Source organism: Nocardia sp. alder85J (genome assembly GCF_020176955.2).
Classification (GTDB): Bacteria; Actinomycetota; Actinomycetes; order Mycobacteriales; family Mycobacteriaceae; genus Nocardia.
Window position 1 is genome coordinate 1 of sequence record NZ_JAIUCZ020000001.1, and the last position, 25,360, is coordinate 25,360.

8 protein-coding genes are annotated in these 25,360 nt (G+C 70.7%); 2 read left to right on the forward strand and 6 right to left on the reverse strand.

Annotated elements, in window-relative coordinates:
• The 5 genes from LBW94_RS00005 to LBW94_RS00025 form a co-directional block, all read right to left on the reverse strand.
• The coding region (locus LBW94_RS00005; RefSeq protein WP_266269376.1) for a non-ribosomal peptide synthase/polyketide synthase at nucleotides 1-18,627 on the reverse strand (18,627 nt) is incomplete at its 3' end.
• Between the two features lie 395 nt (nucleotides 18,628-19,022).
• A complete protein-coding gene (locus LBW94_RS00010) occupies nucleotides 19,023-19,991 on the reverse strand; it encodes an NADPH:quinone oxidoreductase family protein (protein ID WP_225056220.1) in 969 nt (322 codons plus the stop codon).
• A 5-nt stretch (nucleotides 19,992-19,996) separates the two neighbouring features.
• A complete protein-coding gene (locus LBW94_RS00015) occupies nucleotides 19,997-20,791 on the reverse strand; it encodes an enoyl-CoA hydratase-related protein (protein ID WP_225056188.1) in 795 nt (264 codons plus the stop codon).
• Between the two features lie 5 nt (nucleotides 20,792-20,796).
• Nucleotides 20,797-21,789, reverse strand: a complete 993-nt coding sequence (locus tag LBW94_RS00020; RefSeq protein ID WP_225056218.1) for a phosphotransferase family protein — start codon at nucleotides 21,787-21,789, stop codon at nucleotides 20,797-20,799.
• 53 nt (nucleotides 21,790-21,842) lie between these two features.
• Entirely contained in the window at nucleotides 21,843-23,144 is a 1,302-nt protein-coding gene (locus LBW94_RS00025) for an acyl-CoA dehydrogenase family protein (protein ID WP_225056187.1), read from the reverse strand.
• A 91-nt stretch (nucleotides 23,145-23,235) separates the two neighbouring features.
• Between LBW94_RS00025 and LBW94_RS00030 the strand changes: the two genes are divergently transcribed.
• Nucleotides 23,236-23,700, forward strand: a complete 465-nt coding sequence (locus tag LBW94_RS00030) for a VOC family protein (RefSeq protein WP_225056182.1) — start codon at nucleotides 23,236-23,238, stop codon at nucleotides 23,698-23,700.
• Between the two features lie 68 nt (nucleotides 23,701-23,768).
• Nucleotides 23,769-24,599 carry an SDR family oxidoreductase gene (locus LBW94_RS00035; RefSeq protein ID WP_225056180.1) on the forward strand — a complete coding sequence of 277 codons (831 nt, stop codon included), beginning with the start codon at nucleotides 23,769-23,771 and terminating at the stop codon, nucleotides 24,597-24,599.
• An 11-nt stretch (nucleotides 24,600-24,610) separates the two neighbouring features.
• Here the strand turns inward: LBW94_RS00035 and LBW94_RS00040 are convergent, their stop codons facing one another.
• Nucleotides 24,611-25,306 carry a TetR/AcrR family transcriptional regulator gene (locus LBW94_RS00040; protein ID WP_225056178.1) on the reverse strand — a complete coding sequence of 232 codons (696 nt, stop codon included), beginning with the start codon at nucleotides 25,304-25,306 and terminating at the stop codon, nucleotides 24,611-24,613.
• Nucleotides 25,307-25,360 lie beyond the last annotated feature (54 nt).

The following is a 25,360-nucleotide window of genomic DNA, read 5'->3' on the forward strand; positions in this document are numbered from 1 at the left end:
CTGCTGCAAGGACGTCCGAGTGATGGTGTTGCCCGGAGCATGTGGGGACCCGGACGCATCCCCGTCCGCCACGGGCCAGCCCCGGCGCACTGTGCGGTCGAGTACCGCACGGTCAGCGGTGAGTTCCAGCGCCGCGACGAACACCGACAGCATCGACGGCACGAAATGCACTGTCGTCACGCCCTGTTCGGCGATCACGCGGAGCAGGTAGTCCGGGTCGCGGTGGCCGTCGGGGCGGGCGACGACCAGGCGCGCGCCGATCTGCAAGGGCCAGAAGAACTCCCACACCGACACGTCGAAGGTCGCGGGGGTCTTCTGGAGCACCACGTCGTCGGCGGTCAGCCGGTACTCGGCCTGCATCCACAGCAGCCGGTTGACGATCGCGTCGTGCGCGACGGCGACACCCTTGGGCCGTCCGGTGGAACCGGAGGTGAAGATGACGTAGGCGGTGTTGGACGGCCGTAGCGGGGCCCGCCGGTCCGCATCGGTCAGCGGCGCGGCCGAGTATCCGGACAGGTCCAGCCGGTCGATCCGCAGCTCCGGCACGTCCGGTTCGTCGAAACAGTCCGCGCCACTGGTCAGGACGCACAGCGGCCGGGCTGCGCCGAGGATGTGCCGCGTGCGGTCGGCCGGATGGTCCGGGTCCAGCGGCACGTACGCGCCACCGGCGGTGATCACCGCGTAGAGGCCGATCACCAGGTCCAGCGAGCGCCGCATGCCCAGCGCCACTCGGATCTCCGGTCCCACACCGGCCTCGATCAGCTTGCGCGCCAGGCGATTCACCCGGGCGGCGAACTCGGCATAGGACAGACGTGTCCCCTCGAAGGTGACCGCGACCCGGTCGGCGTCGCGCCGGGCGCGGTCGGCGAACAGGGCGGCCAGCGTCGCCGCGGCCGGATCGAGGACGTGGGTGGTCGCGTTCCACTCGACCAGGACGGTGCGGCGCTCGGCAGGGTCCAGCAGGTCGATGTCGCCCACGGCCGTCCCGGGATCGGCGACCACCGCGGTCAGCAGGCGCACCAGCCGGTCCGCCATCGCGGCCACCGTGCCCGCGTCGAAGAGGTCGGTGGCGTAGACGAATTCGGCGATCGTCTGCGGCCGGTCCGGGGCCGGTTCGGTCAGCACCAGTTGCAGGTCGAATTTCGCGGTGTCGACCGGCAATTCGACGGGTGCGATGGTCAGGCCGGGCAGTTCCAGGGCGGGTTGTTCGATGTTCTGGAACGACAGCATCACCTGGAACAGGGGATGGCGGGCCCGGGAGCGGATCGGATTGAGGATCTCCACCAGTCGTTCGAACGGCAGGTCCGCGTGCTCGAACGCGGCGAGGTCGATCGCGCGGACCGACCGCAGCAACTCGCGGAAGGGTTCCGCGCCGGACACCGGGGTGCGCAACACCAGCGTGTTGACGAACATGCCGACCAGCTCGTCGAGCGCGCGCTCGCCGCGACCGGCGACGGGGGTGCCGATGACGATGTCCGCGGCGCCGGACAGGCGCGCCAGCAGTGCGGCGAACACGGTGTGCATCACCATGAACAGGCTCGCGCCGTGCTCGGCGGCCAGCGTGCCCGCCGCGCGCAGCAGGGAGGCGTCGATCGGGAAGCGATGCACCGCACCACGATCGGAGGCGACCGCCGGACGCGGCCGATCGACCGGGAGGCCCAGTTCCACCGGCAGATCCGCGAGTTCGCGCACCCAGTGGCCGATGCGGGCGGCCGCGAGCGATCCGGGATCCTGCTCCGAGCCCAGGACCTCGTGCTGCCACAGCGCGTAGTCGCCGTACTGGACCGGCAGCGGCGGCCAGGCCGGTGCGGTGCCGGACAGGTGAGCGCCGTAGGCGCTCAGCACATCCCGCACCAGCGGGCGCAGCGAGAACCCGTCGATGCCGATGTGGTGCAGGACCAGCACCACCAGGTGCCGGTTCGGATCGCCGTCGATGCGGAGCAGTCCGATCCGCAACGGCACCTCGGTGGTGACGTCGAAGGCGGTGTGGATCATCTCGGCCAGCCGCGCCGGAACCTCGTCGGCGAACACCGGTTCGGCGATCAGGTCCAGCCGGATCTCCGACATCGGCAGGATCCGTTGCCGGCCGGTGCCACCGTATTCCGGGTAGACCGTGCGCAGCGTCTCGTGCCGGGCCACCACGTCGCGCACCGCGGCGGTGAGGGCGTCCAGGTCGAGATCGCCGGTGAGGCGCAGCACCAGCGGCACGTTGTCGGCGGTGCCGTGCCGATCCAGGCGGTTGAGGAACCAGATCCGCTGCTGGGCCGGCGACAGCGGAAGCAGTTGCGCGACATCGCCGTCGGGGAGCGTGACCGCCTGCGGCCGGGGGCGGGCGGTGAGCGGGATCCGGGTGGCGGGGGCCGCCTCGGCGGTCAGGCGGGCGGCCAGCCCCGCCACCGTCGGCGCCTCGAACAGCCAGCGCACCGGCACCTCGGTGGCCGCCTCGGCGCCGAGGCGAGCGGCGACGCGGGTGGCGATCAGCGAATTGCCGCCGAGGGCGAAGAAGTCGTCGTCGCGGCCGACCCGGTCCAGGCCGAGCACCTCGGCGATCGTGGCGGCCACCGCCTGTTCGGCGGGGGTCTCGGGCGCCCGGTAGGGCGTCGGCGCCGCGACGGGTTCCGGTAGTGCGGCGCGGTCGAGTTTTCCGGCGGGGGTCACCGGGATCCGGTCGAGCACGGTGATCGTCGGCGGCACCATGTAGCCGGGCAGCCGCCGTGCGACGAAGGCGGTCAGCGTGGCCACGTCGATCGAGGCGCCTTCGGCGGCAACGACATACGAGGCGGGCGTGGTGGCGCCGGCCGAATCCCGATGCCCGACGGTCACCGCGAAGCCGACCGTGTCGTGTGCCGTGAGCGCCGCGTCGATCTCGCCGAGTTCGACGCGGAAACCGCGCACCTTCACCTGGAAGTCGGTGCGGCCCAGGTATTCGATCTCGCCGCGCCGCGTCCACCGCACCAGATCGCCGGTGCGGTACAGGCGTTCGCCGGCGCCGTACGGGTCGGCCACGAAACGTGCGGCGGTCAGGGCGGACCGGGCGTGATAGCCGCGGGCCAGCTGGACGCCGGACAGATACAGCTCACCCGCGACACCCACCGGGACCGGCTGGAGCCGGGCGTCGAGCACCAGCGACCGCATGCCCCGGACCGGGCCGCCGACGGTCACCGGGCCGCCCGGGACGAGCGGGTCGCTGATATTGCTCGCGACGGTGGTTTCGGTGGGCCCGTAGGCGTTGTACAGACGGCGATCGCGATCCTTGGCTTCGCCAACCCATTTCGTGACCAGATTCGCCGGGAGGGCCTCGCCGCCGGCGATCACCACGCGCAGGCCGGTGAGGTCGGCCGGATCGAGGGTGGCCAGCGCCGAGGGGGTGAGCATCGCGTGCGTCACCCGTTCGCGGCGGATCAGGCCGGCGAGTTCGCCGCCGCCGTACACACCCGGCGGCACGATCACCAGCGTGCCACCCGCGCCGACGGCGAGCAGGCATTCCAGGATCGAGGCGTCGAAACTCGGCGAGGCGAAATGCAGTGCGCGGGTGCCGGAATCGAGTCCGTAGCGGGCGACCTGCTCGGCGGCGAAGTTGACCGTGCCGGTGTGGGTGACGAGCACGCCCTTGGGGACGCCGGTCGAGCCCGAGGTGTAGATGACGTAGGCCGGATGATCCGGCCGCAACGGTCGCACCCGTTCGGCATCGGTGACCGGCGCGGCGGAGAACCCGTCGGCGGCGAGGTCGTCGAGGATCAGCCAGTCGACCGAATCCGGGAGTCCGGCGCGCGCCGCGGCGACGGTCAGGCCCAGGGCGGTCCCGGAATCGGCGATCATGTGCGCGATCCGGTCGGCCGGATAGGTCGGGTCGACCGGGACGAAGGCCGCGCCCGATTTCGAGACCGCGCACAGCGCCAGGCAGGACAGCTCCGATCGCGGCACCGCCACCGCGACCAGGTCCTCCGGTCCGGCACCGCGCTGGATCAGCAAGCGTGCCAAAGTGTTCGAGCGCGCATCGAATTCGGCCCAGGACAGCCGCCGATCCTCGGACACCACCGCGGGCCGCTGTGGGCCGGCGATCGCGGCCGCGGCGAACAGCTCGGGCAGGGTGCACGGAGGTGCGGCAGGCAGGCCGCGGCGGGTCAGCAGATCGGTGCGCTCCCCGGCATCGAGGATGTCGATCGCGCCCACCGGCCGCTCCGGGTCGGTGGCGATCGCCTCGAGCACCCGGATCCAGCGGTGCGCGATCGCGTCCGCCGTCTCCGGATCGAACAGATCGGTGGCGTAGGTGAGCGCCAGCGACAGTCCGTCCGGCGCAGTGCCGCCGGGCGGATCCGACAGGGTGAACTGGAGGTCGAAGCGGGCGGTGGTTTCCTCGAGGTCCAGCGGGGACACCGTCAGGCCCGGCAGCGCGAGGCTGCCACGATCCAGATTCTGATAGGCCAGCACGGTCTGGAACAGCGGATTGCGGGCGTGGGAGCGCTGCGGCGCCAGCACCTCCACCAGGCGCTCGAACGGCAGCTCGGCGTTGCCGAACGCATCCAGATCGGAATCGCGTACGCGCCGGAGCATATGCGTGAACGGCTCGGCCGGATGCACCGACGTCCGCAGCACCAGCGTGTTGACGAACATGCCCACCACGCTGTCCAGGACCGCGTGGCCGCGCCCCGCGACCGGGGTCCCGATCACGATATCGGCGTCGCCGGTCAGCTTGCCGAGCAGCACCGCCAGGGCGGCGTGCAGCACCATGAACAGCGTCGAGCCGCTGCGGCGCGCGGTGTCGCCGAGCGCCGCGGTCACCGCCGGTGACAGGGACCGGTGCAGGGTGGCGCCGCGATGCGAGGCCACCGGCGGCCGGGGTCGGTCGGTGGGCAGCGCCAGTTCGTCGGGGATGCCGCGCAGCGCCCGGCGCCAATGGTCGAGCTGCCGGGCGGCCGGGGCGGCCGGGTCGTCGTCGGCGCCCAGCAGATCCCGTTGCCACACCGCGAAATCCGCGTACTGCACCGGTAGCGGGGTCCAGCCGGGAGCGTGGCCGGTGCGGCGGGCGGCGTAGGCGGTGGCCAGATCCCGGGCCAGCGGGCCCAGTGAGAAGCCGTCGGCGGCGATGTGGTGGACCACGAGCACGACGATGTGCTCGGCCGTGTCCGCGGAAGTGTCGGTGCGGCGGAACAGCCGGGTGCGCAACGGGACCCGTTCGGCGACGTCGAATCCGATCGCCGCGAAGGCGGCGATCGCGCCGCCGAGTTCGGCCGCGGTGATCGGATGCACCCGCAGGTCCGGCGCGACCTGTGCCGGGGGCACCACCACCTGCCGGGCGGCGTCGCCGTGCCCGGGATAGCGGGTGCGCAGCGACTCGTGCCGCTCGAGGACGTCGAAGACCGCCGATTCCAGTGCGGTGGTGTCGAGTTCACCGGTCAGCCGGATCGCCAGCGGCAGATTGTAGGCGGGGGAGGAGGTGTCGTAGCGGTTCAGGAACCACATGCGCTGCTGGGCCGGTGACAACGGCACCGGGTCGGGGCGCACACCCGCGACGAGGGCCGCAGGAGCGCCACGGCCGGTCTCCGGCTCCAGCAGTGCCGCCAGCTCGGCCACGGTGGACGCCTCGAACAGCCGCCGCACCGGGACCTCGGTGCTCAGCGCGACACTCAGCCGCGCCGCCACCCGGGTCGCCAGCAGCGAATTGCCGCCGAGCGCGAAGAAGTCGTCGTCCGCGCCGACCCGGTCGACGCCGAGCAGTTCGGCGAACACCTCGGCCACCGCCTGTTCGGCGGCGGTGGCGGGGGCACGGAATTCGTGGCCGCGGAACTCCGGTGCGGGCAGTGCCCGCTGATCCAGTTTCCCGTTGCGGGTCAACGGGATCGCGTCCAGCTCGACGAGGGCGGCGGGCATCATGTAGCCCGGCAGCCGTCGCGCCACCGCCGCCCGGACGGCGTCGAGATCGATCGGCACGGCGTCCGGTACCAGGTAGGCGACCAGGTGATCGCCGCGATGCTCGTCGGTGCGGACCACCACGACCGCGCGGCGCACGCCCGGCTGTGCGCCGATCGCCGCCTCGATCTCGCCGAGTTCGATCCGGAAGCCGCGGATCTTCACCTGGAAGTCGTTGCGGCCCAGGTACTCCAGCGGTCCGCCGATGGTCCGGCGGACCAGATCGCCGGTGCGGTACATGCGTTCGCCGCGCACCCACGGGGAGGCGACGAACCGGTCCGCGGTCAGCCCCGGGCGGCCCCGGTAGCCCTGCGCCACCTGCTCGCCGCCGACGTACAGCTCACCGGTGACGCCGTCGGGGACCGGCCGCAGCCGGTCGTCGAGCACCCATTCCCGGACCCCGCGCAGCGGGGCGCCGATGACCACCGGCTCGCCGGCCCGCAGCGGGTCCGAGATGTTCACGACGACAGTGGTTTCCGTCGGACCGTAGCCGTTGATCAGGTCGACCCCGGCGGCGGCGCAGCGCCGCACCAGATCCGGCGGGCACGCCTCGCCGCCGACCACGACGGTCCGCAGGTCCGGCAGTGCGGCCGGTTCCAGCGAGGACGCCGCGGACGGGGTCATCAGGGCATGGGTGACCCGTTGTGCCCGGAGCAGTTCCATCAGTTCGGGTCCGGCGGTGCAGCCCGCCGGGGCGACCACCAGGGTCGCGGCGGAGTTCACCGCGAGCAGCAGTTCGGCCACGGAGATGTCGAAGGACGGGGAGGCGAAGTGCAGGACGCGAGCGTCCCCGTGGCCCGCGTAGCGGATGGTCTGCTCGTCCGCCAGGCCGGCGAGACCGGCCTGCGTGACCACCACGCCCTTGGGCAGTCCGGTCGAGCCGGAGGTGTAGATCGTGTACGCCGGATGCCGGGGCCGCAGCGGTCGCACCCGATCGGCGTCGGTGATCGGCGTGACCGCGAATTCGCCCGCGGCGCCGGATAGTCGGGGCTCGTCGAGGGCCAGCCAGTCGACCGGGCCGGGGAGCGCGGCGCGTACCGAGGCCACGGTCAGGCCGAGGGCCGCGCCGGAATCGGCGACCAGGTGCGCGATGCGGTCGGTGGGCTGGGCCGGATCGACCGGCAGCCAGGCCGCGCCGGTCCTGGCCACCGCCCAGACGGCGAGCACCGAGTCCGCCGAACGCGGAATGCCCACGGCCACCACATCGTCCGGGCCGATGCCGCGGCCGATCAGCAGCCGGGCCCAGCGGGTGGATCGTTCGTCGAGTTCCCGGTAGGTGAGGGCGATGTCCGGGCCGGACACCGCGATCCGATCCGGCGCCGCGGCGGCGGCTGCCGCCAGCAGGTCCGGGAGCAGGGCGGTGCGCGCGACCGGGCCGCCGGAACGGCGGGTCAGCGCGGTGTATTCGGCCACCGACAGCAGCGGCAGGTCGCCGACGGGGGTGTGCGGGGCCGCCACGGCGGCGGTGAGCAACCGGGTGAACCGCTCGGTCAGATCCGTCACGGCGGCGGCGTCGAACAGGTCGGCGGCATAGCGGACGGTCGCGTCGATGCCGTCGGGTTCGCCTGCGGCGCAGAGACGTTCGGCGAGGGTCCACTGGAGATCGAATTTGGCGATGCCGACCTCGACCTCACCGGCGGAGACGGTCAGGCCGGGCAGCGCCAGTTCGGCGGCCGGCAGATTCTGCATGGACAGCGCCACCTGGAACAGCGGATGGCGGGTCCGGGAGCGCGCCGGTTCGAGCACCTCCACCAGCCGCTCGAAGGGCAGCGTGGCATTCGCGAACGCCGCCAGGTCGCCGTTGCGGACGCGGGCGAGCAGCGCGGCGAAACTCTCGCCGGAGTGCACCCGGGTCCGCAGCACCAGGGTGTTGACGAACATCCCGACGAGCGGGTCGAGCGCGGGCTCGCCGCGACCGGCCACCGGTGTGCCCACCGCGATGTCGTCGTCACCGGACAGCCGGGCCAGCAATGCGGCCAGGACCGCATGGACCAGCATGAACACCGAGACGCCGTGTGCGCGTGCGGATCCGGCGAGCTCGCGATGCAGGTCGGCGGGCAGTGCGAAGCTCACCTGAGCGCCGGCGAATGTCGGCTCGGTGGGCCGCGTGCGCGCCGAAGGCAGGGTCAGCTCCCCGGTATGACCCGCGAGAGTGGCGCGCCAGAAGGCGATTTCGCGCGCGCCGACAGAGTCCGGATCGGATTCGTCGCCGAGCAGCGCGCGCTGCCAGACGCTGTAGTCCCGGTACTGGACGGGCAGCGGCGTCCAGGCCGGCGCCTGGCCGGCCGCGCGGGCGGCATAGGCCGCGGTGAGGTCGGCCGCGAGCGGGGCGAGCGAGAAGCCGTCGGCGGCAATGTGATGCACGACCATCGCCAGCACGTGGTCGTCGGGGGCGAGCCGGAAAAGCCGGACCCGGGCGGGCGTCTCCCGGGTGACATCGAAACCGGCGCCGGCGAATTCCGTCAGCGCGCGGTGGTATTCGGATCCGGTGGGGTCGGATGCGGTGAGGTCCCGCGCGGTGAGATCGAAGGTGACCTCGTCGGCGGACACCACGCGCTGATATCCGCCCTGCGCCGAATCCGGGAAGACCGTGCGCAGCACCTGCTGCCGCTGCACGACATCCCGTAGGGCCGCCTCCAGCGCGGCGGGATCCAGCGTGCCGCGCAGCCGGACCGCGAAGGGCAGGTTGTAGGCCGGTGTGGTGGGGTCGAATCGGTTGAGGAACCACATCCGTTGCTGTGCCGGGGACAACGGCACACGCGGCGGCAGCTCCTGCGGGACCAGCGGCGGTCGCGAACCGGTTCCCCGATGTTGCTCGGCGCGGGCCGCCAGCGCGGCGACGGTGGTGGCTTCGAAGACGGTCCGCACGCCGACCTCGGTGCGCAGTGCGGCCGACAGCCGGGCCACGACCCGGGTGGCGATCAGCGAGTTGCCGCCGAGTTCGAAGAAGTCGTCGTCGGCTCCGACCCGCTCGACGCCGAGCAACTCGGCGAAGATCGCCGCGACCACTTCCTCGGCGGGTGTGGCGGGCGCCCGGAACCGGCGCGGTTCGAAGACCGGTGCGGGCAGGGCCTTCCGGTCGAGTTTGCCGGAGGCGTTGAGCGGGAACTCGTCGAGCACCACGATCCCGGCCGGGACCATATAGGCCGGAAGTGTCTGCGACAGGGCCGCTTTCACCGCATCGGTCACGATCACCGCATCGGGTTCACGAACCACGTAACCCACCACCTGATCACCGGCGTGCGGATCCTGCCTGACCACCACCACCGACTGCGCCACCCCCGGCTGCCCCAGCAACGCGGACTCGATCTCCCCCAACTCGATCCGCAGGCCCCGCAGCTTCACCTGAAAATCGGTGCGACCCAGATAGTTCAGTTCACCATCAGCGGTCCAGGCCACGAGGTCACCGGTACGGTACATGCGTTCCCCGGTCACGGAGAACGGATCGGCCACGAAACGATCCGCGGACAGATCCGCCCGCCCGAGATAGCCACGAGCCAACTGCACACCCGCCAGATACAACTCACCGGGTACACCGGGAGCGACGGGGTGCAGGCGGGCATCGAGGACATAGACGCGGGTGTTCCAGATCGGACGACCGATCGGCACCACCACCGTGTCGCTGCCGGTGACCTCGTGATAAGTGACGTCGACGGCGGCCTCGGTGGGGCCGTACAGGTTGTGCAACCGGGCCCCGGTCAACTCCCGCAACCGCTGCGCGGTGGGGGCGGGCAGCGCCTCACCGGAGGCGAACACCTGCCGCAGACCACTCGCCGACACCTCCGCCGCCGCGGTATCCAACGCCGACACGAACACCGACAACATCGACGGCACGAAATGCGCCGTCGTCACACCGTATTCGGCGATCACCCGCGCCAGATACACCGGATCCCGATGCCCGTCCGGACGCGCGACCACCAGACTCGCACCGACCTCCAACGGCCAGAACAACTCCCACACCGACACATCGAAGGTCGCGGGAGTCTTCTGCAACACCACATCCGCAGCCGTCAACGGATACTCGTGCTGCATCCACAACAAGCGGTTCACGATCGCCGCATGAGTGACCGCCACACCCTTCGGACGGCCGGTCGAACCCGAGGTGAAGATCACGTACGCGGTGTGGGCCGGTCGCAGCGGCTGAGTGAGTTCCGAATCCTCCAGCGGGACATCGGAATACGAGCTCAGGTCGAGCGCGTCGATCTCCAGGACCGGGAGGTTGTGACCGGTGACGAAATCGTCGCCCACGGTGGTCAGGACGGCTGCCGGGCGGGCGGTGTGCAGGACGTAGTCGATGCGGTCGGCGGGCTGGTCCGGGTCCAGCGGGACGTAACCGCCACCGGCCTCCAGCGTCGCATACACCGCGACCAGCAGATCCAGCGAACGCCGCATCGCCACCGCGACAAGAGTTTCCGGACCCACACCCAGCACGACCAGCCGCCGCGCCAGCCGATGCACCCGCGCCGCGAACTGCCCATAGCTGAGCTGCTCACCCTCGAACACCAGCGCCACCGCCTCCGGCGTCGCCACGGCCTGCTGCGCGAACAACGACACCAGCGTCTCCGGCCCGAGCACCGACACCGCGCCACGAGAACCCTTACCGCCCTTACGAGAACGCTTACCACCACCAGCGGGCAGCACCGGCGCACCCGGCAGGGCATACCGGGTGTCGTTCCACGACCTCAGCACCCGCTCCCGCTCATCCGGGGACAACACATCGATATCCCCCACCGGCGCGTCCGGATCCGCGATCACCGCCGCCAGAATCCGATCCAACCGCCCCGCGAACCCCGCGATCGTCGACTCGTCGAACAAATCCAGCGCATACGAGAACTCCGCCGACATCCCCGCCACCTCCCCGTGACGGTCCACCACCTCCTGCAACGTCAACTGCACATCGAACTTCGCCAACCGCGAGTCGTACTCCACCCCCGACACCCGCAACCCCGGCAACTCCAGCGACGCCTGCCGCGTGTTCTGAAAAGTCAACATCACCTGAAACAACGGATGACGCGACTGCGACCGCGCCGGATTCAACACCTCCACCAACCGCTCGAACGGCACATCCGCATGCGCGAACGCATGCAAATCCGCATCCCGGGCCCCCGCCAGCACCTCCGCGAACCCCGCACCCGGCTCCACCGGCACCCGCAACACCAGCGTATTGACGAACATCCCGATCAAATCATCCAGCGCCGCCTCCCCACGCCCGGCCACCGGCGTCCCCACCGCAATATCCGACGTCCCCGACAACCGCGCCAGCAACACCGCCAACGCCGCATGCATCACCATGAACAACGACGCATTATGCCGCCGCCCCAACTCCAGCAACCGCCGCTGCCTCTCCGCCGGCACCACGAACGGATACGTCCCACCCCGATACGACGCCACCGCCGGCCGCGGCCGATCCCACGGCAACACCAACTCATCCGGCAACCCCGCCAACCGCGCCCCCCAATACGCGATCTGCCCCGAAATCAACGACCCCCCATCAGCCTCCGACCCCAAAACCTCCCGCTGCCACAACGCATAATCCGCATACTGCACCGGCAACGCCGCCCACGCCGGCTGCTCCCACGACGTCCGCGCCGCATACGCCACCATCACATCCCGCGCCAACGGCCCCATCGACCAGCCATCAGCAGAAATATGATGCACCACCATCCCCAGCACGAACTCGGTCTCACTGACCTCGAACAACCGCGCATGCAACGGCACCTCACTGGTCACATCGAACGCCATCGACGCCAACTCGACCAGATGATCGATCAAATTCCCCTCCGTCACAGGCACCGGCGTCAAATCCGGCACAATCTGCGCCGCATCCAACACCACCTGCACCGGACCATTCCCCGTCTCCGGAAACACCGTCCGCAACGACTCATGACGATCGATCACATCGATCACCGCCACCTGCAACGCCGCCACATCCAACTCACCCGACAACCGAATAGCGAATTGGATGTTGTTCACGGCATTGCGGTTGTCGAAGCGATTGAGGAACCACATCCGCTGCTGCGCCAGCGACAGCGGCACCTGAGCGGGCCGTTGCCGGGCCACCAGCGCCTTGCGGGCGCCGCTGCCGACCTGTGATTCCACCCGCGCGGCCAGCGCCGCCACCGTGGGGGCCTCGAACAGCATCCGCACCGGGACCTTGGTGCTCAGCGCGATACCGAGCCGGGCGGAGGCCTGGGTGGCGATCAGCGAATTGCCGCCGAGGGCGAAGAAGTCGTCGTGCAGGCCGACGCGGCGGTCCGCGCCGAGTGCGAGGACGTCGGCGAAGACCTGGGCCACGATCTCCTCGATCGGCGTCGTCGGCGCCTGGAATTCGCGCACTTCGAACACCGGCGCGGGCAGCGCCCGGCGGTCCAGTTTCCCGTTGGGGGTCAACGGAATCGCGTCGACGACCACGAAGGCCGCGGGCATCATGTGCGGCGGTAGGTCGCGCTGCAACCACGTCTTCACCGCGTCCGGATCGGTCCCGCCGTCGGTGACCAGGTAGGCGACCAGTTGGTCACCGAGCCGCCCGCCCGGGCGGACGATCACGGCCGCGTGGGTGACCTGCGGATGAGCCAGCACCGCGGCCTCGATCTCACCCAGTTCGATGCGGTAGCCGCGCACCTTGACCTGGTCGTCGGCGCGGCCGAGATGGATCAGCTCGCCGGCGGCGCTCCAGCGGGCGAGGTCGCCCGAGCGGTACAGCCGGGAGCCGGGCGCACCGAACGGGTCCGCCACGAACCGCGCTGCCGACAGCGCCGGGCGGCCGAGGTAGCCGCGTGCCAATTGCGCTCCGGCGATGTAGATCTCGCCGGGCACCCCGATCGGGACCGGACGCAGGCGGCTGTCCAGCAGATAGGTCCGCAGGCCCGGGACGGCCCGGCCCACCACACTGCCGTGGGCCCGTGCCACGGCCGCGTCGAGCGCGCGGTAGGTGACGTGCACCGTGGTCTCGGTGATGCCATACATGTTGATCAGCCGCGGCATCGTGTCGCCGCGCCGGGCGAACCAGTCGGTGAGACGCCGGGGTTCGAGCGCCTCGCCGCCGAAGACGATGTAGCGCAACGCCAGCGGCGCCGGGGCGGCCCGATCCGCCTCGGCGAGTTGATGGAAGGCCGACGGCGTCTGGTTCAGCACCGTGACCCGGTGCGCGCGCAGCAGTTCCAGGAACTGTTCCGGGGCCCGGGCGGTGTGGAAGTCGACCACGACCAGAGTGCCGCCGTGCAGCAGCGGCCCCCACAGCTCCCACACCGAGAAGTCGAAGGCGTAGGAGTGGAACATGGTCCACACGTCGTGCTCGTCGAAACCGAAGGCCGCGCGGGTGTTGTCGAACAGCCGGATCACGTTGCGGTGCGGGATCGCGACACCCTTGGGCCGCCCGGTCGACCCCGAGGTGTAGATGACGTAGGCGATGTTGTCCGGGCGCGGCACGGCGCGCCCGGCCCCGGCGACCGGTTCCGGCCCGGCCGTGTCCGGCCCGGCCGTGTCCGGCCCGGCCGTGTCCGGCCGGGGGACCGGCAGCACGGGTAGTCCGGTCGGCACGATCAATTCGTGTTGCTCGGTTGTTACCATGCAGATCGGAGCCGCGTCGGCGAGCATGAATGCGATTCGCTCGGCCGGATAGGACGGGTCGATCGGCAGGTAGCCGCCGCCCGCCTTCAGCACCGCCAGCAGGGCGACGACCAGATCGGCCGACCGCGGCAGTGCCACCGCCACCAGGGTGTCGGGTCCGACGCCGGTGCGGATCAGGCTGTGCGCCAAGTGGTTCGCGCGGCGATCCAGCTCGCGGTAGCTCAGCCGCTCGGCGTCGGCGACCACCGCGACCCGGTCCGGATGCGCCGCGACGGTGGCGTCGAACAGGCCGGGCAGCGTGGCGTCCCGGCCGCGGTCGGGTCCCGAGGAGGTCCACTCCCCGGTCACCGTCGCCAGTTCCGTGGCGTCGAGCAGGTCGATGTCACCGACGGCGATCTCCGGGCGGGCCGCGACCGCCGTCAGGATCCGCAGGAACCGGGTGTTGAACGCCGTCACGGTCGAGGCGTCGAAAAGGTCGGTGGCGAACTGCGCGACCGCCTCGATCCCCGCGGGTTCGCCTGCCGCGCCGAACCTTTCGGTCAGGGTCCATTGCAGGTCGAACTTGGCGACCGGCAGTTCGAGCTCGTCGGCGGTGACCCGCAGCTCACCCATCTCCAGCGCGGCGTGTGCCATCTCCTGGAACGACAGCATCACCTGGAACAGCGGATGCCATGCCAGCGATCGGGTCGGCTCCAGCACCTCCACCAGCCGCTCGAACGGCACATCCGCGTGCGCGAGCGCGGTGAGGTCCGATTCCCTGGTGCGGGAGAGGAATTCGGTGAACGATTCGGCGCCGTCGACCTCGGAGCGCAGCACCAGGGTGTTGACGAACATGCCGATCAGGTCGTCGAGGGCCTGCTCGCCGCGACCCGCGACCGGGGTGCCGACGGCGATGTCGGTGGTGCCCGACAGCCGGGCCAGCAGCACCGCCAGCGCCGCGTGCAGCACCATGAACAGCGTGACGCCCTGTGCCCGAGCCACACTCGACAGCCGGGCGTGCAGTTCCGGATCGATCTCGAACCCCACCCGGTCGCCGCGGTAGGTCGGCTCGGCCGGCCGCGGCCGGTCGGCGGGCAGCTCCAGATGGTCCGGTAGTCCGGCGAGAGTGGTTCGCCAGTAGTCGATCTGCGCGGCGGCCAGCGACGCCGGATCCGACTCGGCCCCGAGTAGTTCGCGCTGCCACAGGCTGTAATCGGTGTACTGGACCGGCAGCGGCAGCCAGCCCGGCGCGGCGCCGGTGGTGCGGGCCACGTACGCCGTGGCGATGTCACGAGCCAAGGGGCCGAAGGAGAAACCGTCGGCGGCGATGTGGTGGACGACGAACGCGACGGCGTATTCGGTGTCCGTATCCGACCGCGGTGTGCTGCGTGCGCCGGTGTGCTCCGCACTGTCCACGGCCGCATGTCCCGCGCCGTGCGCGATCGCCGAATCCGCGGTTGTGACCGGTGCATCGCCGGGATCTGCGGGCGCGGCGCCGGTGACTCGATGGACGCGCACCCGGATCGGCAGTTCACGGCTGACGTCGAATCCGACGGCCGCGAATCGTTCCAGGGCCGTGGGCAATTCGGCTGGGGAGACGGACACCGTCTCGATCGCCAGGTTCACTTCGCCGACGGGCACGACCTGCTGCCGGCCGCCGTCGCCGGAGTCCGGGAAGACGGTGCGCAGCGCCTGCTGCCGCTCGATGACGTCGGACAGCGCGGCGGTGAGGGCGGCGATGTCGACCCCGCCGCGCAGCCGCACCACGAACGGCAGGTTGTAGGTCGGTGCGCCGGGATCGAACTGGTTGAGGAACCACATCCGCTGCTGCGCCGGCGAGAGCGGCACCCGCTCGGGCAACGGCCGCGCCACCAGCGGCGGCCGGGCCGCTCCCGTGGGTGTGGCGGCCACCGCCCGCGCCGCGATCCCGGCGACGGTGGGCGTTTCGAAGACCGCCCGCACCCCGAGCCGGACACCGAACGCGGCCGAGACCCGTGCCACCAACTGCGTGGCGACCAGCGAATTACCGCCGAGTGCGAAGAAGTCGTCGTCCGCGCCGACCCGCTCGTACCCGAGCACGTCGGCGAACACCCCGGCCACGATCTGTTCGGCCGCCGTCCCCGGCACCCGATACCCGGCCGCGTCCGCGCCGAACACGGGCTCCGGCAGCGCTTTCCGATCCAGCTTGCCGGAGGTGTTGAGCGGCAACGCGTCCAGCACCGTGATCGACGCCGGGACCATGTAGGCGGGCAGCCGTCCGGCGGCGAACCGGGTGATCGCGGCGGGGTCGAGCGCACTGCCCGCGGCATCGAGGGTGCGGTCCGCCGCGGTATCGGTGACCCGGCCCGCCGCGGTGCCGGTCGTGCCCGGTGCCGGGACGAGATAAGCCGCCAGCTGCTGCCCGGTGGCGGTGCCCGCCACCACGACCACCGCCTGCCCGACGGTCGGATATGCCAGCAGCACCGTCTCGATCTCGCCGAGTTCGATCCGCTGACCGCGGAATTTCACCTGGAAATCGGTGCGGCCGATGTATTCGAGCACACCGTATTCCCCGGTATCGCCGGTGCGCTCGGCCCAGCGGACCAGATCGCCGGTGCGGTACATGCGTGCGCCGGTGTCGGAGAATGGATTCGCGACGAATCGATCCGCGGTCAGATCGGCGCGGCCGCGATATCCGCGGGCCAATTGCCTACCGGCCAGATACAATTCACCGGCGGCGCCGACCGGTACCGGCCGCAGCCGGGAATCGAGCACGAAGACTTCGACATTCCATTCCGGGACACCGATCGGCACGGTGGCGATATCGCTCGTGGTCGATTCGTGAGAGGTCGCGGAAACCGCTGCTTCGGTGGGCCCGTAGAGATTGTGCAGTCCGGCGGTGGAAATCGCCCGGAACGCGGCCGCGGTCTCCGGCGGCAATGCCTCGCCGATCACGAAAACCGCACGCAGCGAAGCGCATTGGGCGGCGGTGGCATGTGCGGTGAACACCGTCAGCAGCGAGGGCACGAAATCGGTGACGGTCACCCGGTGCCGCTGGATCATCTCGGCGATGTACAGCGGGTCGCGGTGCCCGTCCGGATCGGCGACGACCAGGGTGGCGCCGGTCAGCAGCGGCAGGAAGTAGCCCCACAGCGAGACGTCGAAGGTGGTGGCGGTCTTCTGGAGATAGACGTCACCCGCGGTCAGCGCGTACTCGTCGATCATCCACAGCTGCTGGTTGACGATCGCGTGGTGGGTGACGGCGACGCCCTTGGGGCGGCCGGTCGAGCCCGAGGTGTAGATGACGTAGGCGGTGTTGTCCGGCCGCAGCGGCGCGAGCCGGTCCGCATCGGTCACCGGTGCATCGGAAAATTCCGATACGTCGAGCGTGTCCAGTTCCACGCGACGCACGGTGTCCGGCAATTCGAGGCCGTCGCCGCTGGTGGTGAGCACACACACCGGATCGGCGCCGTCGAGGATGTAGGCGGTGCGCTCGGCGGGATGGTCCGGATCGATCGGCACGTAGGCGCCACCGGCGTGCAGCACGGCGTGCATGCCGACCACCAGATCCACCGACCGCCGCATGCCCAGCGCCACCAGCGATTCCGGGCCGACGCCGTCGGCGATCAGGAATCGGGCCAGCCGGTTCACCCGGGCACCGAACTCGGCGTGGGTGAGCGTGTCCGGGCCGAACCCGACCGCGATCCCGTCCGGGTCGGCGGCCGCGGCCGCGGCGGTCAGCAGCGCGGACAGCGTGGTGTCCGGCACCGGATGTTCGGCGTCGTTCCAGGCCGCGAGGGTGCGGTCGAGTTCGGTCTCGGTGGTGATCGGCAGCGTCCACAGCGCCTGCTCGGGTCCGGCGGCGGCGAAGCGGTGGAAGAAGTCCAGGAAGCGGGCGTGGTGGTCGCGAGTCTCGGCGGCGCTGTAGAGGTTCGGATTGGTCTCGAAGTCGACGCGGGTGCCGCTCGCGGTCTGATAGAAGTTCACGCCGAGGTCCTCGATCGCCCCGGTCGACAGCACGTGCATCTGCCCCGCCAGCTCACCGAGGGTGAGCTCGTCGTGGAAGAGCATGATGTTGACCCACGGGCCGAAGAATTCGGCGGTCACCACGCCGTCGCCGGAGCTGTCCCGGCGGATGTCCTCGTGCCGGTAGCGCTGATGCCGCAGCGCCCCCGACACCTCGACCTGCACCTGCGCGAGCAGTTCGGCGATCGTGGTGGTGTCGCCGACGCGCAGGCGCAACGGCACGATATTGGAGGCGGTACCGCCGGCGCGGCGCATGGCCGCGGTGACCCGGCCGGTCACCGGCAGGCTCAGGATCACCTCGTCGGTGTCCGTCCACTGCGCCAGATACGCCGCGAAGCCCGCGATCAGCAGTCCGGCCGAGGAGGACCCGAACCGTGCGACCGCGGCCTCCAGCTCCGCATGCCGATCCTCCGGCAGCATCGCCGAGACCACCCGGTTCACCGCCGCCGGGGGCGCCGAGCGGCCGGTCAGCCCGGATCCGGTCTCGAGGCCGGCGACCTTCTCGGCCCAGTACCGCCGATCCGATTCGAAGCGGGCGGACTCCCGATAGGCCAGCTCCGCGTCCACCAGTTCGCGTAGCGGTGCGATCTTCGCCGGGGGTGCCTCGGCGCCCGCGACGTACGCGGTGTACCGCTCGGCGATCCGGCGCAGGTTGACCATCGCGCCGAAGCCGTCCATCGCGATGTGGTGCGCCCGGACGTACCAGAACCACCGATCGTCGGACAGTCGCAGCGCCACCGACCAGACCAGCCGGTCCGACAGCAGATCCAGCGGGCGGCCGTAGTCCGCGCGCATCCAGGCCAGGGCCGCGGCCTCCGGATCCGGCTCGCCGCGCAGATCCACCTCCGGCAGCCGCTGGTCGTAGGCGAGGTCGACGTACTGCCGGGGCCGGCCGTCGGGTGCCACGATCCGCAGCACGCCGGAACCCAGCTCGCGTCCGGTGTCCAGCAGCGCGCGACTCAGCAGCGGCACATCCAGCGCTCCGCGCAGATCCACATACTGCACGATGCTGATCGGCGCCTCGGGATCCAACTGCTGGGCATACCAGATACCCAGCTGCGCGGGAGAAAGCGGGAACGTCTCCCCGATCGAAACCGGCGTGGATGCTACCTCACTATCGGCTGCGCTGTTTCCGCCGAAATCCCGCCGGTCGACCTTACTCACAACCGGTCACCTTACAATTGAACGGCCGGTGACGGCGCGACGGAGTCTCGGCTACGCAACCCGACGCGCTGCATAGCACAGATGTGACGTCCCGGCGACCGCTGTGCGCGGGATGAGCGTTCGCTGTGAAGGACGGGATCGGCTGTACGGCGTAATCGGCGGGAAATGAGGGGTCGCGGGGACCGGTTCGCGAGCAGGATTGTGACGGCCGGGTACCGGCCGGATAAATGCCGGGCGTTCCGCGCGCGGATCGGTTCCGTACGCGGTCCGGTTGCACTGGAAGAATTCTCTCTCCCTGTTTCACGCGGGTATTACCAGTGGTGAAAAGAGCGGCCGCTCCGGCGGTCCGGGCGGGGCGGTGGCCCGCCCCGCCCGGACAACCGGAGGCGCCGTGCTCATCGAGCGAGATCGATGAGCACCTTGCCGATCGCCTTGCCGTCGGCCACCTCACGCAGCGCCGCCGCGGTCTCCGCGAGTGGATACACCGCGCCGATGTGCGGGCGCACCGCGCCGGTGGCCAGCAGTTCGCGCAGTTCGGCCTCGTTGCGCCGGAACTCGTCACGATCCAGATCCTGGAACTGGAAGCCGAGGACCTGGATCCCCTTGACCAGCACCAGGTTCAGCGGAATGCGCGGGATGGCGCCGGAGGCGAAACCGATGGTGACGAAGCGCCCGCCGCGGCGCAGCGCGCGCAGCGCCGGCTCCGACAGGTCGCCGCCGACCGGATCCACCACCGCGTGCGCGCCCTCGGGCAGCGCCTGCTTCAGCAGTGTGCGCAGGTCCCCGGACCGGTAGTTGACCAGGGTCTTCGCGCCGTACCGCTGCGCCACCGCCAGCTTGTCGTCCGAGGAGGCCACCGCGGTCACCTCGGCGCCGAGTGCGACACCGAGTTGCACCGCGGCCAGCCCGACCCCGCCGCCGGCGCCGAGCACCAGCAGTCGCTGCCCGGCCTCGAGCCGCGCCACCGACCGCAGCGTGTGATACGCGGTGCGGTGGGCGACGCCGAAGGCGGCCGCGTCCTGGAAGCCGACGTCGGCCGGGATGGCCGTCAGGCCCGTCGCGGGCACGGCGACCTCCTCGGCGAACGCGCCGACGATGCCGGTGCCGGTCACCCGGTCACCGACGGCCACCGCGGTGACATCGGCGGCGACCGCGGTGACCACACCGGCGTACTCGCTGCCGGGCACGAACGGTGCCGGCACCTTCACCTGGTACTCGTTGGCCAGTACCAGCACGTCCGGGAAGTTGACCGCTGCCGCGGCGACCCGCACCCGGGCCTGCCCGGGGGCGAGGCCGGGGGCGGGGACCTCCTCCAGCCGCACCGACTCCGGTGGGCCGTAGGCGTGGCAGACGATCGCCCGCACGCCGGTCATCTGCCTTGCCAGTTGGGCGATCGCTTCTCGATGAACGCCATCGCGCCCTCCTTGGCGTCCGCGCTGGAGAACACGGACTTCTGGAGCTCGCCCTGCCGCCGCCGGGCCTCGGCGTGGTCGGTGACCGCCAGCCGGGCCAGCTCCTTGGAGGCGGCCAGGCCCAGCGGCCCGTTGGCGGCGATCCGCTCCGCCAGCGCCAGCGCGGAATCGAGCACCTGCTCCGGCTCGGCGATGAGGTTCACCAGGCCGACCTGATAGGCGCGCTCGGCGGTGATCGGATCGCCGGTGAGCAACAGCTCCAGCGCGATGTTGAGCGGAATCCGGGTGCCCACGTCGGTGCCGCCGCCGGCCGCGTACAGGCCCCGCTTCACCTCGGGGAAGCCGAATTTCGCGGCGCTGGAGGCCACGATCAGGTCGGCGGCGAGCAGCAGTTCCAGGCCGCCGCCGACGGCGGTGGCGTTGGCCGCGCCGACCACCGGCACGCTCACCTGGCCGCGCGACAGCCGCTGGTACGCCTCGCCGGCCTCGCTCGAGCCCAGCCCGGCGCCGGTGCCGCCGGAGGAGAACTCCTTGAGATCCATACCGGCACAGAAGGCCCGGTCACCGGTGCCGATCAGCACGATCGCGCGCAACTGCGGATCGCCTTCTGCCTCCAGCACTCCCGCGCCGATGCCCGCGATCACGGCTCCGTTCAGCGCGTTTCGCGACTCGGGCCGGTTGATCCGGATGAGCTGCACATTGCCGCGCCGCTCGACGATCACCTGGTCTGCGTTGTCCTGACTGGTCGTCATGCGAATTACCCCTTGTAGTCCGTGCTCTCGGCCAGATCCGCGGCCGCCTTCGCGGCATCCGCCACCACCGGGCCGAAGGCCTGAAGCTTCGGATCGTCCCCGGCGCGTTGGAAGCCCCGCTCCAGCACGATAGCCAGCTTCCACTTCGCCAGCACCAGGTAGTAGTCCAGATCGTCGACCTGACGGCCGGAGACCTCGGCGTAGTGCGCCACCACCTGATCCCGGCTCGGCATGCCCTGCATGTCGACGTAGCTCGACTCGGCCGCCGCGGGGGAGGAGGTGTCGGCGGGCCAGCCCTGCACCATCCAGGCCAGGTCCAGCTTCGGATCGCCGACGGTGCCCATCTCCCAGTCGACCAGCGCGGCCAGCTTGGCGGGAGCGCCGTTTTCGAACATCACGTTGGCGAACTGGTAGTCGCCGTGCATGATTCCCGGGATGTAGTCCAGCGGGCGGTGGTTGCGCAGCCAGTCGGCGGCGACGTCCAGGCCGGGCAGTTCGCGGCCCTTGATCCGCTCGAAGAAGGTGGTCCAGCGTTGCACTTGGCGCTCGTGGAAGCCCTCCGGACGGCCCAGGCCCTCCAGACCCTGTGCGCGCCAATCGACTCGGGACAGCAGGGCGATGCCCTCGGCGAGCTGGTAGCCCAGGCCCGCGCGCGCGGTGAGGTCGGTGTCGAACGGCGCCGGCCACTTGCGGCGGGTGCTCATCGGCGACCAGCCGTCGACGTGACCCATCAGGTAGAAGGTGCGGCCGAGCACCGCGTTGTCGGTGCACACCGCGATGGCCGGGGTGTGCGGGACGTCGGTGCCGTCCAGCGCGGCGGTGATCTTCCACTCGCGCAGGATGCCCTCGTCGCGCTCGGCGGGGGCGCTGGCCGGTGGCATCCGGATCACGCTGCGGTGCTCGCCGCGGGTGATCAGGTAGATCTCGTTCTGGGTGCCGCCGGAGAGGAAGTGCAGTTCGGTCGGCTCGCCCTTGCCGGGCAGGCCCTGCTCGTCCATCCACGCGCCCAGGCGCGCCGCGTCCAGTGTGGGGGTGGTGTTCTCGTTCTCGCTCACAGATTTCCTACTTCGTGCTCCAGGAATTCGGCGTACTTCGCCTTGGCGGCCTCCTGCTTGCGCGGGATCCACTCGGTGGGCCACATGTCGTCGGTGCCGGTGTAGTCGCGCAGCACCTGCTTGGCGACGGTCATCTTGTGCACCTCGGTCGGGCCGTCGGCCAGGCCCATCACACCGGCGCCGTGGATCATCCGGAAGAACGGCATCTCGTTGGTGGTGCCGAGGGCGCCGTGGATCTGCATTGCGCGCCAAGCGATGTCGTGCAGCACGGTCGGCATCACGATCTTCGCGGTGGCGATGTCCTTGCGGACCTTCTTGTAGTCGTTGTACTTGTCGATCTTCCACGCGGTGTGCAGCACGAACAGCCGGAACTGGGCCAGCTGCGCGTAGGAGTCGGCGATGTAGCCCTGCACGAACTGCTTGTCCGACAGCTTGGAGCCGGCCGTGGTGCGCGACAGCGCGCGCTCGCACATCATGTCGATCGCCTTCTGCGCCAGGCCGATCGTGCGCATCGCGTGATGGATGCGGCCGCCACCGAGGCGGGTCTGCGCGATCACGAACGCCTGGCCCTCGCCGCCGAGCAGCGCCTCCGCGGGCACGCGGACGTTCTCGTAGTGGATCAGCGCGTGCTGGCCCTCGTTCATCGGCTCGCCGTACAGGCCGACGTTGCGCACGATGTCGATACCCGGCGTATCGGTGGGCACCAGGAACATCGACATGCCCTTGTACGGGCTGACCTCGGTGTTGGTCACCGCCATCACGATGAGGAACGACGCGGTTCCGGCGTTGGAGGAGAAGAACTTCCAGCCGTTGATGATCCAGTCGTCGCCGTCGCGGTGCGCGCGGGTCCGGAACTGGGTCGGGTCGGCGCCGGCCTGCGGCTCGGTCATCGAGTAGCTGGAGAACAGTTCACCGTCCAGCAAGGGCTGCAGGTACTGCTGCTTCTGCGCCGCGGTGCCGTAGTGGGCGATGATCTCCGCGTTGCCGGTGTCGGGGGCCTGGCAGCCGAACACGATCGGCGCCCACGACGAGCGGCCCAGGATCTCGTTCAGCAGGGCCAGCTTCAGCTGGCCGTAGCCCTGACCACCGAGGTCGGGGCCGAGGTGCGTGGCCCACAGGCCCTGGCGGCGCACCTCCTCCTTCAGCGGCTGGATCGCCTCGCGGCGCTTACCCGCCAGCGGCACGAACTGCTGGTGCTCCCAGACCAGGTCGAGCGGCTCGACCTCTTCACGAACGAACTCGTCGGCCCAGTCCAACTTCTTCTGGTACTCGGGCTCGGTTTCGAAATCCCACGACATTGCGCCTCCTCTCGAAAGGTGAGAATATCCTTCTCGTGTTACAGAACGCAATTCTTGACGAGACGAAGATCGTTGTGCGAGGGGGTGCGGCATGAAGGCCGACGACCAGTTCCACCTGGGCATCGTGACCACCGACTTCGACGCCACCGTGGCCGCGCTGACCGCGACGCTCGGCTACGAGTGGGGCATCCGGATGACCAATCCGGTCGACGTCGAGTTGCCGACCGGCCCTCGGCAGGTCGAGCTGACCTGCCAGTTCTCCATCCAGCAGCCGCGGCTGGAGATCGTGAGCTCGGTCGCGGGCACGCTGTGGGAGCCGGTGCCCGGCGGCGGCATCCACCACCTCGGCTACTGGGCCGACGACGTGGCCGCGGATGTGGCGGAACTGACCCGCAACGGCTGGGAAGTGGAGGCCACCCGGCCGATGCCCGGCACCGATCCGGCCGACGGCGTGCTGTTCTTCGCCTTCCTGTCCTCCGCGCGCGGATTCCGCATCGAACTGGTCGATCGCCGCGTCGAGCCCGGCATGCGGCAGTGCTGGGCCGCGGTGGTGTGAACGGCCGGGCCGCACTCCTGCCCAATGCACACCGCCGGCTCCGGCCGGCTACGAGAAGGGATACACCTATGACAACCGTGGGCATCGTGACCGGTGCGGGACGAGGCATGGGCCTCGCCTGCGCCAAGCGGCTGACCGGCGCGGTCGACGCGCTGCTGCTGGTCGACCGGGACGAGGCGACCGCGAAGGCCGCGGCGGCCGAGCTGGCCGGCGACCGGGCTGCCGTCGAGGCGTTCGTCCTCGATGTCACCGACGACGACGGCCTGGCGCGGCTGGCCGCTCGGACCGCCGAACTGGGCACGTTGCGGGCGGTCGCGCACGCGGCGGGCATCTCGCCGACGATGGCCGACTGGCGGCGCATCCTGACCGTCGATCTGGTGGCGACCGCGCGACTGGCCGAGGTGTTGCGGCCGCTGGCCGTCGAGGGCACGGCGTTCACCTGCTTCGCCTCGATGGCACCGCTGCTGGACCCGTCCCAGCCGGACCCCGCCGCGATCGCCGTGCTGGACGATCCGCTGGCGCCGGACTTCCTGGACCGGCTGCGCGAGGTCGTGGGACCGGGCCTGGAGGACACCGGGTACGCCTATTCGTGGGCCAAGCGCGGCGTGCACCGGTTCGTGAAACACGAGGCGGTGCGGCTCGGCGCGGCGCGGGCACGGATCTGCTCGATCTCGCCGGGCACCATCGACACACCGCAGCAGGCGCAGGAGGCCGCGGAACATCCGTCGATCCAGAAGCTGATCGACGCGACGCCGCTGGGCCGGCTGGGCCGGGCCGAGGAAGTGGCCGCGGTGGTCGCCTTCGCGCTGTCGGACGACGCCTCGTTCCTCAACGGTATCGATCTGCTGGTCGACGGCGGGGTGCTGGCGGCCGTCCAACTGGCCGCCGCGTCGCGCTGAGCGGTCTCGCGTCAGACGGGGGTGACCGCGCGCAGCGCGAAGGCCACGATCCGGTCCACCTCGTCCGGGGTGGGCTGGGCGCGGCGCCACAGGTAGTCGGTGAGGACGCCGACGGTGGCGTGCGAGACCACCGCCGCGTCGAAATCCGGGTCGGCGCTGCCCAATTCGGCGAACGCCGGCCGTAACAGCGCGGCCAGGCGGCTGCCGGGCAGCGGCGGACCGGATTCGAAGTCGGTGGTGGGGCCGCCGGCGTTCCACAGGATCGCGCGGGTGGTGGTGGCGATGTCGTCGGTGGCCTGCGACAGCACCGCCGCCGCCCAGCGCCGGATCCGGCCCTCGGGGGTGGGTTCCTTGGCCATCTGGTGGGTCACGTAACTGAGCAGGCGCTCGGTGCCGTCCTCGAGCAGCGCGCCCAGCAGCGCGTCCTTGGACGGGAAGTGGCGATAGAAGGCATCATTGGACAATCCGGCCGCCGCCACCACATCGGCGACCCGGACGCGGGCGGTGGTGCCGCGGGTGCGGATCTCCGCCAGCGCGGCATCCAGCAGGCGCCGGATCTCGCTGGCGTAGCCGGCCTCGCGCTTGGCCAGCGACCGCTGCGCGATGCGGCTGGCCAGGTCGCCACCGGCGGGCACGGCATCGGCCGACGTGCTGCCGTCGCCGGCCGGAGTGGTGCCGCTGGTGCCAGTAATGAGATTCTCGCCCATAAGAACAGTATTCTGTCCGGACTCGGCGGACGCAAACCCGTTCCCGGCAGCGGG

Bases quoted from the DNA above. Each gene is read 5' to 3' on its own strand.
- LBW94_RS00020 (WP_225056218.1), bottom strand. From the start codon at position 21,789: ATGGACGAGCAGGGCCTGCCCGGCAAGGGCGAGCCGACCGAACTGCAC.
- LBW94_RS00025 (WP_225056187.1), bottom strand. From the start codon at position 23,144: ATGTCGTGGGATTTCGAAACCGAGCCCGAGTACCAGAAGAAGTTGGAC.
- LBW94_RS00015 (WP_225056188.1), bottom strand. From the start codon at position 20,791: ATGACGACCAGTCAGGACAACGCAGACCAGGTGATCGTCGAGCGGCGC.
- LBW94_RS00030 (WP_225056182.1), top strand. From the start codon at position 23,236: ATGAAGGCCGACGACCAGTTCCACCTGGGCATCGTGACCACCGACTTC.
- LBW94_RS00040 (WP_225056178.1), bottom strand. From the start codon at position 25,306: ATGGGCGAGAATCTCATTACTGGCACCAGCGGCACCACTCCGGCCGGC.
- LBW94_RS00035 (WP_225056180.1), top strand. From the start codon at position 23,769: ATGACAACCGTGGGCATCGTGACCGGTGCGGGACGAGGCATGGGCCTC.